This is a genomic window from Bifidobacterium reuteri DSM 23975 (genome assembly GCF_000741695.1).
Lineage (GTDB): Bacteria > Actinomycetota > Actinomycetes > Actinomycetales > Bifidobacteriaceae > Bifidobacterium > Bifidobacterium reuteri.
In genome coordinates this window covers 64,020-76,904 of sequence record NZ_JGZK01000003.1, presented here as the reverse complement: position 1 = coordinate 76,904, position 12,885 = coordinate 64,020, and the positions used below count along the sequence as shown (strand labels likewise).

Below are 12,885 nucleotides of genomic sequence, written 5' to 3'. Positions count from 1 at the left end.
AATAAAGGAAAGATGTCATTATGAAATCATCAATGTCATTGAATCTGCGCAGCTACTGGGCCGGTTTCAAGGCTGTGATCGTCTTCACCGTCATCGTTGTCGTCTACACGTTCGTGTTGGCCGGCATCGGTCAGCTCGGCATGCCGGACAAGGCCAACGGCTCGATGATCACCAACGCTCAGGGTGAAGTCGTCGGATCCTCGCTGATCGGCCAGTCCTTCACCGATGAGAATGGCGATGCTCTGCCGCAGTACTTCCAGTCCCGTCCGTCCGCGGCCTCCGACCCCGAACAAGGAGGAGGACAACCAGGCTATTACGGCGGCGCTTCCTCCGGCACCAACAAGGGTCACGCTGACGAGGACCTCATCAAGAGCACCACGGAACTGCGCAAGGCCATTGCCGAGCGTGAAGGCGTGAGCGTCAAGGATGTTCCCGCCGACGCCGTGTCCGCTTCCTCCTCCGGTCTGGATCCTGAGATCAGCCCTGAGTACGCGGCCATTCAGGTCAAGCGTGTCGCCAAGGAGCGCGGTCTGAGCGAAGAGCAGGTCGAGAAGCTGGTCAAGGAGAACACCACCGGACGTGGTCTCGGCTTCATCGGCGAGTCCACGGTCAATGTGGTCAAGCTGAACCTCGCGCTCGACGAGCTCGAGTAACGGTTCGACTGTTCGCAAAACAACAAGTTGCAACCGATCATCAGGGGTGATGGTGTGCATTGCGTGCGCCATCACCCTGATGGTGTTTATCGTATACAGTCATAGATAAGGGATTCCATCATCCATCGGGGGAAGGCAAGGTATGGCAGAGGCAAGGGGTACATTCAGGGTGCTGCTGGGTGCCGCGCCCGGTGTGGGCAAGACGTGCGCGATGCTCAAGGAGGGGCATCGTCTTCAGGAGGACGGCAAGGACGTCGTCATAGCGTTGCTGGAAACCCACGGACGCACCGCCACGGCGAAGGCGGCCCTCGGACTCGAACAGGTCCCGCGCAGGCGCGTCCGGTATCGTGGCATGTGGCTTGAGGAGATGGATCTCTTCAAGATCATCGAACGTCACCCGCAGGTGGCGCTGGTCGATGAGCTGGCGCATACCAACGCGCCCGGCTCGGTGCATGAGAAACGTTGGCAGGATGTCGAGGATCTGCTTGATGCGGGCATCGATGTGATCACCACCATCAATGTGCAGCATATCGAATCGTTGAACGACGTAGTCCGTGAGATCACCGGCAGTACGCAGAAGGAGACCGTGCCCGACAAGGTCCTGCGCTCCGCGACCCAGGTCGAACTTGTCGATCTGCCACCGGAAGGCCTGCGCGAACGTCTTTCTGCGGGCCTTGTCTATAAGCCGGATCGTGTTGATGCCGCGCTCAGCAACTACTTCCGTGTCGGCAACCTCACCGCGTTGCGCGAGCTTGCCTTGCTGTGGCTTGCCGGACGCGTGGATGAAGCGCTGAAGGAATACCGCGACGAGCATCACATCAACGCCAAATGGGAGACGCGCGAACGCGTGATCGTGGCACTGTCCGGCGGACCCGAAGGCGAGCAGCTGCTTCGACGCGGCGCCCGTGTGGCCCGCGCTTCCGGCGGCGGCGACCTCATCGCCGTGCATGTGACGCCGGAAGACGGTCTGGCCGGCTCGAACCCTGCGCTGCTGATCAAACAACGTCAGCTGGTGGAGGAATTGGGAGGCACCTACCATCAGATCGTGGGCGAGGACATTTCCGATGCTCTGCTGGACTATGCGCGGGCGAACAACGCCACGCAGGTGATCGTTGGCGTATCGCGGCGGGGCATGTTCGCCAGATGGTTCGGTCGCCCCTCCACACCGAACGGCATCATTGAGAAATCCGGCGATATCGACGTGCATATCGTCACGCATTCCTTCGTGAGCAAGGGCATCTCCATGCCCTCCACGAATCGTCAGCCCATCGCGTTGAAACGTCAGGCAGCCGGTTTCGCATTCGCCATACTGTCGGTGATGTTGACGGCATTGGCGTTGTACGAGTTCAGCGAACCGTATTTCGCGCAACGAGACGCACTGATCCTGCAGCTGATGGTGGTGCTGTCGGCGGTCATAGGCGGGTTGGTTCCGGCCATGGTGTGCGCAGTGCTTTCGGGATTGGTGCTTGATTTTCTGTACACTGTGCCCATCGGGACGTTGCACGTCGTGCATGCCTCGGATGTGATGACCATCATCCTCTATGTCATCGTGGGCATCATCGTCTCCGCTGTGGTCGATCGGGCCGGCACCATCGCGCGTCAGGCCCAGCGCGCCAGCGCCGAGTCGGAGACCCTGGCCAGCGTGGCCGGAGCGGTGCTGCGCAGCGATGACCCGTTGCAGGCCATCGTCCATCGCACGCGGGAGGCGTTCGGTTTCAGCTGCGTGCGCGTCGTGCAGGACAAGCGCGTCATCATTTCGGATGGCGAACCCGGCACGAGAATGGATAACGAGGACGGCTCGGATGTCTCCTCGCCCATCGAGGAACCCGAGACTGTGTCGCTATCGGATCATGGGCCGAAGCTCAAGTTGTATGGCAAATCCATCGAGGCATCGGACCAGCGCATGCTGCTGGCGATCCTCTCGCAAATCCAGACCGTGCTCGAACATAAGGATCTGGAGCGCAAAGCCAGCGAAATCGGGCCGTTGGCCGCCGCCGAAAAGGTTCGTACCGGCCTGCTGAACGCGGTGAGCCACGATCTGCGCAGGCCGCTCGCCTCGGCCACTGCTGCGGTGTCGGGATTGCAGCGCATGGGCGACACCATGAGCGACCATGACCGCAAGGAACTGCTCAATGTGGCGTCCAACGGGTTGAAGCAGCTCACCAAGCTCGTCACTGACCTGCTGGATGTCTCGCGCATACGCGAAGGTGCACTGCCCCTGTCTTTGGTCGCCACCGACGTGGGGGAGGAGATCATCCCCCTGTTCGACGAGCTTGGCATCGGACCATGGTCCATAGATCTGGACATCGCGCCGGATCTGCCGCTGGTCGTGGCCGACCCCGCGTTGCTACGCAGGGCGCTGTCGAACGTGGTGGTCAATGCAATGCGATTCACGCCCGCAGGAAAGCGTGTGCGCTTGTCCGCTTCCGCGTTCAACGGTTTGGTGGAGGTCCGTGTGGCCGATCAGGGGCCGGGCGTTCCCGATGCGCGCAAGAACGACATATTCCTGCCGTTCCATCGTCTGGGCGACACCGACAACACGACCGGACTGGGGCTCGGCATGGCGCTTTCCAAGGGATTCGTCGAATCGATGGGCGGGTCCATCAGTCCTGAGGACACTCCGGGAGGCGGATTGACCATCGTGATCACGCTGAGGGAGGCCGACCATGCCCTGCGCGTGGGCCAGATGATTCCGGCGAACGAGCGCCCGAATCCCGCCGAGATTCTCGAACGGGATACATTGAACGTCTCTGGTGCGGTCTCGGATGTGATTCTGCCGTTGCCTGGACACGGCAATTCCGACGAACGCGGTCTTGATCGGTTCATCACCTATGGCATCATGCGCGGCGGCAAAGAAAAACAAGCCAACGGTACTGCAGCCGCCGCTGCGAAGAAGACAAGCACCACGCAGGTGCAACAGGGCGACGGGGAAGCAGCCGACTCGACTCATGCTCCCGTCCCCGTACCGGCAGTTTCGGACGACAAGGGACATGATGATGCAGATTCATCTGCCGGTCATGCACACAACAGCGAAAAGAAGGAGGCCTGACGATGAAGATTCTCGTGGCTGACGACGATCCGCAGTTCCTGAAGGCGCTGAAGATCACCCTGCATTCGCAGGGATACGACATCGTTACCGCACGCGATGGAGTCGAATGCATCACCGTGGCGGTCGAAGAGCATCCAGATCTGTTCGTGCTTGATCTGGGCATGCCGCGCATGGACGGCATGGGGGTGATCCAAGGAGTGCGAGGATGGACGGATGCTCCGATTCTCGTGGTATCCGGCCGTACCGACGCGCGTGAGAAAGTGGCCGCATTGGACGCAGGTGCGGACGACTATGTGACCAAACCCGTATCCATCGATGAACTGCTGGCGCGTATCCGCGCGTTGTTGCGAAGGGTCGCGCAAGAGAACCCTTCGGACAGCGAAACCCCACTGATCCAGTTCGGGGATATCACGGTGGACCTGAACGCCCATGCCGTGTTCCGTGGTCATAAAGGACGCGAAGTGCGTGTCAGGCTCACCCCTACGGAGTGGAAAGTGCTCGAGGTGCTGGCACGCAACACCGGCAAGCTGGTGACCCGTCAGGATCTGCTCACATCCATTTGGGGTTCCCAGCATGTCAAGGACACCGGATATCTGCGCCTGTATATTTCGCAGCTCCGCAAGAAGATCGAGCCGGATCCCGCGCATCCCAAATACCTGAAAACGGAGACGGGCATGGGGTATCGGCTTGACATCGACGGCGAACCCGAGGTGTAGACGGCCGAATCATCGGAACCGGTGTCGGGTTGTATTGGCGACTATCTCTTGCTTGTGGTCACCTATACAACCCGACACGCTAGGTGGATGCCTAAGCCTGGGCATTCACGCGATGATGTCGGCTATTGCCTCGGGAATCGCCTGAATGACATCACTGGCTACAATGGGGTGGCCCAGAGTCATGAATCGCTGGCGATGTGTGCGGCCGATCAGATCAGGTTCCTGCCACCCCTGTTGCTCGGATTCAGACGCGATGGCCGCCGCCTGCCCATGCAGATACGCTCCGGCGGCCGCGGTTTCTGCTGTCGTGATGGCCTCACCCTGCTGGGCGAGCAGAGCGCCGACCATGCCGGCCAGCACATCACCTGACCCTGCAGTGGCCAACCAGGCGGGAGCGCTGCCGGAGACATAGGTGTGGTCCTCGTCCACCACAATGGTTACCGCGCCTTTAAGCAACACCGTGGCACCGGTCAGCTCATGCGCCCTGCGCGCGCAAGCCAACGGATCCGATTGCACATCCTGTGCGGTAAGACGGGAAGCACCACTGGCGGACGCATGTTGCGGACGTCCTGCATGTGAACCGACACCATGCGCAGCATGGGCGCCGTCAGGCGTCGTGCTCCCGGTCCGTATCGACAACGATGACGGTTCGTCAAGAGGTTCGTCCGGTTGTTCATGAGGGAGCACATCCTCATCTGACGGGATATCGCGAGAGATGCTGTTATTGCGAGCAGCATCGGAGGATGCCTCATCCTCCAGTCTGTTCAGCAATGATGCCATCTCGCCGGCGTGCGGCGTGATCACCACCTGCCCCGGCACGCGGGCGGGAAGCAGATCCAACGCACCGGCATCGACCACGACGGGAGGCATATCGTAGACGATATCATCCGTCGCGGCATCACCGTTCAATGCATAATGCTTCAGCAGCGCCGCAATCGTCTCGCGTTGCGCATCGGCATCCGCCCCGGCAGCGCCTGCGGACGGCACTCCGGAACCGATCACCCAGGATTGCACGTGCCCTTTGCCAATCACCACCTCAGGCATGGCGGACAGCACCATGTTCTGTGCACGCTCCGGTCCCAGATACCGGACCATCCCCGTATTCGTACGGGCAGCCGCGCGGGCCGTCAGCACGGCGGCACCGGGATAACGCTGAGAACCGGTCACCAATCCCACAACACCGCGCGAATACTTGCCATCATCGACATGCGGAAGACGGATGGCGTCAGAGGCGAATGCGCCATCCACCACCTCCACGGCAGGTTCGACCTCATCGATGTCGAATCCGAAATCGACCAGGTCGATACGCCCGCATCCGAATGTTGCCGGCGGCAGTACCGCACAAGGTTTCATCGCGCCGAACGTCACCGTCACCGTGGCGGGGATATAGGGACCGGGCAACGCACCATCGTCCACGCCCACTCCAGACGGAGTATCCACAGCCACGATCAGAGGGAAGTCACCGGACGATTCACGCCCGGGCAACGCCGGTTCGTCAGGAATCGCGCCATCTCGGCCCAACGCCTCCGCCAGCGCAGCAGGGATGCCCCGCAATGCGCCATGCACGCCGATGCCGGTCATCGCATCGATGACCAGATGGGCCCGCGAAGCGACTGAGATGGCGGTCTGCAGCCGTTCTCCGGCCTCGCCGGCGGAGAACCCCGAAGCACAGCCGGGGATGTCGGCAGCCGGATCCAGCACTAGGATCTTGCCGCCTGACCGCACGAATTCGGCGAATCCCGACTCATGCAGAGAACGGCCCACGGCAATGGCCGTGACGGAAGCGCCCTCCTGAGCCAACATGGCGGCGCCGAAGAGGCCGTCGCCACCATTGTCGCCGGCTCCGGCCAGCAGAACGATTGACGCATCTTCCAGAGCAAGATCCTCGTCATCGAGCAATCCGGCAGCCACATGCGCCACAGCTTGCGCCGCCATGCGCATCAGAGGCACGCCCCTGTCCAGCAGAGGGCGCTCCATATCCCGTACGGTCTGCGTATCGTAGGCACTGTGCAGCAACAGTGCACGGCGTTCCGCATCATCGGTGTATTCCATGGCAATCCCCCTTGTGAGAACGGCATGACCATGAATCATTCTAGCCGTCACGCCACCATTCTTCACGCCTTCCGCTACCATGGTCTGTTGGTTTATTCGCAATAGTTCAGGATTCGAAGGAAAGCGGCAGGTGAGGCATGGCGATTGATGCACAGGGTCTGGAGATTCAGATCGGCGCGCGGACACTGCTTCACCCCACGGATTTCCACGTGGCCAAAGGGGACAAGATCGGTCTCGTAGGCCGCAACGGCGCCGGCAAGACGACGCTGACGCGCGTCATCACCGGGGATATGCTGCCCACATCTGGCAAGGTGCGCGTATCCGGCAAGCTCGGTTATCTTCCTCAGGACACGCATGCCGCCGACCCTACGCAGACCGCGCTCGACCGTATGATGAGCGCAAGGGACATCGCCACCATCATCAGCCGGATCCGCAAGGCCGAGAAGGAGATGACCGACCCCGACCCGGATGTGATGAGCAAGGCCATGACCCGGTACGACAAGGCCATGCAGGACTTCGAAAAGGCCGGGGGATATGCGGCCCAATCCGAAGCCACTGCGATGGCCGCATCACTGGGTCTGCCGCAGGATGTCATGGAGCAGCAGCTCGGCACCCTCTCCGGTGGCCAGCGCCGGCGTATCGAACTGGCGCGCATCCTCTACTCCGACGCGGACACGCTCATCCTCGACGAGCCGACCAACCATCTGGACGCGGATTCCATCGAATGGCTGCGTGGCTTCCTGAAGAAATACGAGGGCGGTTTCCTGGTGATCTCCCACTCCACCGAACTGCTCGACGAAACCGTGAACAAGGTGTGGCATCTCGATGCCCAGCTCGGACAGATCGACATGTATTCGCTCGGCTGGAAGGCGTATCTGCACCAGCGCGTCGTGGATGAGGAGCGTCGTCGCCGTGAGCGCGAGGTGGCCGAGAAGAAGGCCGAACGCCTGATGAAGCAGGGCATCCGACTGCACGCGAAGGCCACGAAGGCCGTGGCGGCGCAGAACATGATGCGGCGCGCGGAGAAACTGCTGGAGAACACCTCGGAGGCGCAGAAGAAGGAGAAGGTCGCCGACATCCGCTTCCCGGAGCCGGCCGCCTGCGGCAAGACGCCGATCATGGCCAAGGACATCTCCAAGGCGTATGGCTCCAACATCGTGTTCGCCGGTGTGAACCTCGCAATCGACAAGGGCTCGCGTGTGGTGATCCTGGGATACAACGGCGCCGGCAAGACCACCACGCTGCGTCTGCTGGCTCATCTGGAGCAGCCTGACACCGGATCCGTGGACTACGGCCACGGATGCAAGATCGGCTATTTCGCCCAGGAGCACGACACACTGGACCTCAACGCCACCGTGCTGGAGAACCTCACGCATGTGGCTCCGGAGCTCAACGACACACAGGCCCGCTCCATCCTCGGCTCGTTCCTGTTTTCCGGGGATGACGCGATGAAGCCGGCACGTGTGCTTTCCGGTGGCGAGAAGACGCGTCTGGCGCTGGCTACGCTGGTGACCTCGCGCGCCAACGTGTTGCTGCTCGACGAGCCCACGAACAACCTCGATCCGGCCTCCCGCGAGGAGATCCTCAAGGCCATCGCCAAATACGAGGGCGCGATCGTGCTCGTCACCCACGATGAGGGCGCGGTCGAGGCGCTCAACCCCGAGCGCGTGCTGCTCATGCCCGACGGCGACGAGGACCTGTGGAACGACAGCTATCTGGAACTCGTGGCGGAGGAGTAGCTGGCATATCAAGGCTCCCGCGCCAAGCGGAGCCGTGGCGGAGGTTTGCCGAGGAGGAAAACTCCGCCACAACGGACAATCGACAATCCCATTGAAAAACCAAAGGACCAACGGAGCAAAGGAGCCGATCATGGCAACCCCGACAGGACAGAAGATCGCCATCGTCACCGGTAGTGCCATGGGACTCGGTTACGAGTTCGCCAGCCAGCTCATCGCCAAGGGCTGGCTCGTGGCGGGCATCGACTTCAACGCCGAGCGGCAGGAGGAGCTGTCCGCGCAATGGCCGGCCGAATCGTACCGGGCTTATGTGGGTGACATCACCGACGAGGCGTTCGTGCGCGCTTCCGTAGCCGACATCGCCGCGCTTGGCCACATTGACCTGCTCATCAACAACGCAGGCCAGCCGTCGTTCAAAGTGCCCACCGCCTATGAGGCCTCCGACGTGGACAAGTGCCTCAAGGGTCTCAAGGGAATGATCCTGTGGACCGTGGAGACGTTGAAGGCCTGCGATGAGCAGAACGTGAAAATCGCGCAGATCATGAGCACCGCGGCCACCCGCGGCAATGCGAACGAAAGCGTGTACTGCGCCACCAAGTGGGGCGAGAAGGGCTACACCAAGAGCCTGCAGGCCGCGTACAAGGGCACCAGCGTCAAGGTGGTGGCCGTCTACCCGGGCGGCATCGACACCGCCTTCTACCGCGACAGCCATGACTACGTGTCCGAGGCCAAGCAGCATACATTCATGCAGCCCGGGCCCCTGGCCGAGGTCATCCTGTTCAACCTCGTCAACGAGGCGAACCTCACCGTCACCGACATCGAGATCAATCGCAACAGCTGAAGCCACTTCCTGGCCACCCGACAGGCGAGTCGGCATGCCGCGCACGCAGTGCGTTCCCAATTGCAGGACACGGACAATGTCGCGTCTCAACGCGAGCTAGTGGATTGCCTCGCCAATAACTACGGATTCCAGCTTGTATCTCTCTCCCAAGTCATTCGCTGCCGGCTCGTCCTGCAAACAGCTCCGCTGTATGCTTCGCGGTGAGCTCGACTACTGCAGGTGGTGCAACGCGCGGATGATTGCGCAACGGTCCTGGACGGTGCCCTCATCGGCGCACATGGTGGCATACCATCGCGGATTGTGTAGGGTCTCCGTGGCTGAGCCGGACGCGGTGCCTTCTGCATGAATGTCGGCATCCGGTTCTCCGCTGACGACCAGCGTGGCGAGGTCATTGGCGTACTGGAAATGCAGATGACTCAGCAGTCCGCCTTTGGTGAACGCCCTGCGCGAGGGCAATGGCGCGATGACCAGCAGCCAGCGGAACGGACTGTCCTCGGCATTGGGGTCGTCGGTCGTGAACACGAAAGTCGGGGAGCCTTCCAGGCCATGTTCGATCACATGGTCGATGCGGTAGTCGTAGATGTCGAGGCTGGTGTTGTCCTCGGCGAACCATTCGATGCGAATCACAGCGCTGGCGGCGGCACCGGCTCCGCCCGGCTCGCTCACCCGCCACCATCCGATATGGATGATGTTCTCTGGACTTGTGGTGGCGCACGCCATTGACCAGAATGTGCGGATGCCATGGGCGGCCATCGGCGCCATCCGGGGATCTGCGAGCACCGCCTGCTCGGCGGCCTCCCAGGTTTGCTGGATGGTGGGGTCGTCCGAATCAATGTAATGCTCGAAGCTTTCCCAGTCCCCAAGCCAGTCGGCGATGTCGAACGCCGGTGCGCCCGCTGTGCCTGACATGTTTGTCGCATTCATGATTGGTTCCTTTTCCAGATTGATGATACGGTCGCACCAGCCGGCGGCCAGCTCCTCGTCGTGCGTAACCACGAGGATCGCCTTGCCGCGGGCGGCCAATTGACGCAGTAGTCCGCCCACCTGCTCCATGTGGTAACGGTCGAGTCCGCTCGTCGGCTCGTCGAGGATGATGAGGTCCTTGCCGCACATCAGCGCGGAGCCTATGGCGACGCGCTGCTTCTGCCCGTCCGATAGGCTCATCGGATGCCGGTCGGCGAACGCGGTGAGATCGAGGTCGTCCATCACCCGGTCAGCCTGCGCGATTACGGCCGGGTCGGTCTCGTCCAACCCGATCATGAGCTCCTCGCGCACGCTGTCGGAGAACAGCTGATAGTTGACGTCCTGCATCACCATGAATCCGGCGCGCGTGAGGTCACGCGGACGGGCCTTCCGACCGTTGAGCATGATGGTGCCGCCGGCCGGCTTGACGAGCCCGGTCAGTGTCTTCACCAACGTGGTCTTCCCACAGCCGTTGTGCCCCATCAGCCCGGTGATTTCACCGGCGCGGAAGGCCATGTCCGGCACATGCCGCATGAAGCCGTCGCGTCCTCGGTAGCCGATGGCGAGGTCGCGTGTGGCGAGCAGAGGCGTCGCCCCGCTGGAAGAGGAGGGGAATGCTCGCCGCCTCTCCAACTCCGCGATCTGCTTGCGGTACGGTTCGAGGTTGAGCGCGCGCAGACCCATCGCGGCGATGCAGCCGGGGGAGAGAGCGAGGAATTCGCTGGCCTCGTACTCCCTGACGATACGGCCGCCGTCGAAAACCACGTACCGGTCGGCCACACCGTTGAGCCATGCTAGCCGGTGTTCGGCGATGATGATGGTGAGCCCGTCGGCCTTCATCCGCTCGATCATGGTACGCATGTCCGCGATGGCGTGAGCGTCGAGATTGCTGGTCGGCTCGTCCAGCACCATCAGCCTCGGATTCAGCACGCTTGCCGCCGCCATGGCGATGCGCTGCTTCTGTCCGCCGGATAGGTGGAAGATGCTGCGTCCAAGCAGCGGTCCGATGCCGAACCGGTCGGACACCGACGCGATGCGCCGGTTGATGTCGTCCGCAGGCAATCCCATGTTCTCGGCGGCGAATGCCAGTTCGTCGGTGACGTTCGCGTTGAAGTACTGGGTCTTTGGATTCTGGAACACGCTGCCGACCAACGGTGTGAGCCGGTCAATCGGCACGGTCGACGCGTCGAGGCCGCAGGTGATCTGTCGGCCGGTGAACTCGCCGTGGAAGAACTGCGGCACAAGCCCGTTGACTATGCGGGAGTAAGTGGTTTTGCCACAGCCGCTTGCGCCGCACAATACGATGCATCGGCTTTGATGGACGTCCAATGAGACATCGTGCAAGGCTGTTTCCTGTGCATGCTCATATCTGAACGACACGTGGTCTGTTATGGATTCCCGGTTCCGCACGCTCATCTCAATACCCCAGCCATGTCAAGGATGATCGGCACGCTCACCACAACCATCGCCAGCCAGTCGAGGACCCCCATGCGAATCCGTGTGCGTGAGGTATGCGCTCCCTCACGACCCAACCCCTTGGTCAGGGCCGCCACGGACAGGTCCTGCGCCACGGTCGTGGCATTCATGAGCAGCGGTATGAGGATGTATTCCAGCGACTGCGCCGGATGCCTCAGCAGTCCCCAGCCGCCAGCCGCGATGCCTCGCAAAGCCATCGCGTTGCGGATCTGACGGTAATCCTCGGCGATGGTGGGGAAGAACCTGATCACCACCACACAGGGAATCACCACTGCCTCCGGCGCATGCATGCGCCGCATCGAACAGATGAACTCGCTGGCCGACGTGGTGGTGAACGCGTAGGCGCCTGTGATGAAGCAGGGCAACATCATCGCCAGCCCTACCGCCAGCGCCGAAACCACATGCAGCCACGGCAGTCCGAGCGCGTCCGGGTCAAGCAGGCCCAGCGCCGTGAACGCGGCATAGGTGATGGCGAAATTGAGCGTGGTTTTCCATCGTCCGGCCGCCGCCAGTGGGATGAGGAACAGGACGACCATGACGATCTGCGTGGTCAGCGCCACATGGAAGAACAGCATGAGATTGGCCGCGAGCAGCAGGAACAGCTTTGTACGCGGGTCGAGCGTGGGCCGGACGGCATATGCGAACGCCCCCGTCGCCGGTGTAGCCGACGGACGTGAGGCGTTCACTGAAGAATCATTCAGGTTGGCCCGCATCAGACGATGCCGGCCTTGACGAAATGCTTCTTGAGCATCTTCTGTCCGAACCAGCCGCCGAGGGCCGCGCAGACCAGGATCGCGCCCATCGCGAGGAAGAACGAGCCGGTGTTGATATTGGCGAAGACGCCATCGATGTACGCCGCGTCCTTGCCGCGGGCCTGCAGGCTCGCCACATAGGCGTCCTTCATGAACCACAATGGCAGGATCGGGCCGGTCAGGCCGTAGGAGAAGACCATGTAGCTGACGAGCAGCAACACCTTGCTCTTGTACTTGCCGGCGCGCGCGATGAGGTCGGCGGCCACGGGGAAGACGATGCTGGCGATGAACGAGAGCACGAAGTGGCCGGAGACGAACAGGAACAGGCCGATCACCACGCCCATGACGGTGATGCCGCCGAACTTGCCAAGACGTGCTGCGAGCAGCATGTACACGCAGCCGGAGATCAACGCGGCCACGGCAGGAAGGAAGATCGAGCCGAAGCCGCCCATGGCGATGGTGCTCACCAGCGTGGCGATGCACACCATCACGAAGTACAGCGCCGCGAAGACGCCGATGGTGATGAGGTCGGCGACCTGGAGCTTGCCGGGCTTCCTGGCTTCCGGTGCGGACTGAGACACGGACTGCGCGGGCTGGTTCGGGGTTTCTGCGGGTGTATTCGGTGAGGTCACAATGATTCCGTTTCG

Annotated in this window: 9 protein-coding genes; 5 read left to right on the top strand and 4 right to left on the bottom strand. The window is 61.9% G+C overall.

What is annotated here, in order from left to right:
* Window positions 1–20: 20 nt before the first annotated feature.
* From kdpC to BREU_RS03070, 3 genes are all read left to right on the top strand, one after another.
* On the top strand, window positions 21–653 hold the full coding sequence (kdpC, locus tag BREU_RS03080; RefSeq protein WP_044095803.1) for a K(+)-transporting ATPase subunit C: 633 nt from the start codon (window positions 21–23) through the stop codon (window positions 651–653).
* 142 nt (window positions 654–795) lie between these two features.
* On the top strand, window positions 796–3,702 hold the full coding sequence (locus BREU_RS03075; RefSeq protein WP_081886519.1) for an ATP-binding protein: 2,907 nt from the start codon (window positions 796–798) through the stop codon (window positions 3,700–3,702).
* A gap of 2 nt (window positions 3,703–3,704) precedes the next feature.
* Complete coding sequence (locus BREU_RS03070) at window positions 3,705–4,418, top strand: response regulator (RefSeq protein WP_044088256.1); 714 nt, start codon at window positions 3,705–3,707, stop codon at window positions 4,416–4,418.
* 105 nt (window positions 4,419–4,523) lie between these two features.
* On the opposite strand, the gene BREU_RS03065 is transcribed toward BREU_RS03070, so the two are convergent.
* Window positions 4,524–6,470: a bifunctional ADP-dependent NAD(P)H-hydrate dehydratase/NAD(P)H-hydrate epimerase gene (locus BREU_RS03065; protein ID WP_044088255.1), complete on the bottom strand. Its 1,947-nt coding sequence runs from the start codon at window positions 6,468–6,470 to the stop codon at window positions 4,524–4,526.
* 137 nt (window positions 6,471–6,607) lie between these two features.
* On the opposite strand from BREU_RS03065, the gene BREU_RS03060 reads away from it, so the two are divergent.
* Together BREU_RS03060 and BREU_RS03055 are read left to right on the top strand one after the other, a co-directional pair.
* Window positions 6,608–8,209: an ABC-F family ATP-binding cassette domain-containing protein gene (locus tag BREU_RS03060; protein WP_044088253.1), complete on the top strand. Its 1,602-nt coding sequence runs from the start codon at window positions 6,608–6,610 to the stop codon at window positions 8,207–8,209.
* A 130-nt stretch (window positions 8,210–8,339) separates the two neighbouring features.
* On the top strand, window positions 8,340–9,047 hold the full coding sequence (locus BREU_RS03055; protein WP_044088252.1) for an SDR family NAD(P)-dependent oxidoreductase: 708 nt from the start codon (window positions 8,340–8,342) through the stop codon (window positions 9,045–9,047).
* 210 nt (window positions 9,048–9,257) lie between these two features.
* Here the strand turns inward: BREU_RS03055 and BREU_RS12280 are convergent, their stop codons facing one another.
* The 3 genes from BREU_RS12280 to BREU_RS03040 all read right to left on the bottom strand — a co-directional run bounded on the left by BREU_RS12280 (window position 9,258) and on the right by BREU_RS03040 (window position 12,870).
* The gene (locus BREU_RS12280) at window positions 9,258–11,354 is read right to left on the bottom strand and encodes an ABC transporter ATP-binding protein (RefSeq protein WP_238566987.1); all 2,097 of its coding nucleotides are present in this window, start codon (window positions 11,352–11,354) and stop codon (window positions 9,258–9,260) included.
* Between the two features lie 68 nt (window positions 11,355–11,422).
* A complete protein-coding gene (locus BREU_RS03045; protein WP_044088452.1) occupies window positions 11,423–12,172 on the bottom strand; it encodes an energy-coupling factor transporter transmembrane component T in 750 nt (249 codons plus the stop codon).
* Window positions 12,173–12,198: 26 nt separating this feature from the next.
* Window positions 12,199–12,870 carry an MptD family putative ECF transporter S component gene (locus BREU_RS03040; RefSeq protein ID WP_052382000.1) on the bottom strand — a complete coding sequence of 224 codons (672 nt, stop codon included), beginning with the start codon at window positions 12,868–12,870 and terminating at the stop codon, window positions 12,199–12,201.
* Window positions 12,871–12,885: the final 15 nt, after the last annotated feature.

Excerpts from the sequence above, each read along its gene's own strand:
- kdpC (WP_044095803.1), top strand. The coding sequence starts at position 21 with ATGAAATCATCAATGTCATTGAATCTGCGCAGCTACTGGGCCGGTTTC.
- BREU_RS03075 (WP_081886519.1), top strand. The coding sequence starts at position 796 with ATGGCAGAGGCAAGGGGTACATTCAGGGTGCTGCTGGGTGCCGCGCCC.
- BREU_RS03070 (WP_044088256.1), top strand. The coding sequence starts at position 3,705 with ATGAAGATTCTCGTGGCTGACGACGATCCGCAGTTCCTGAAGGCGCTG.
- BREU_RS03065 (WP_044088255.1), bottom strand. The coding sequence starts at position 6,470 with ATGGAATACACCGATGATGCGGAACGCCGTGCACTGTTGCTGCACAGT.
- BREU_RS03060 (WP_044088253.1), top strand. The coding sequence starts at position 6,608 with ATGGCGATTGATGCACAGGGTCTGGAGATTCAGATCGGCGCGCGGACA.
- BREU_RS03055 (WP_044088252.1), top strand. The coding sequence starts at position 8,340 with ATGGCAACCCCGACAGGACAGAAGATCGCCATCGTCACCGGTAGTGCC.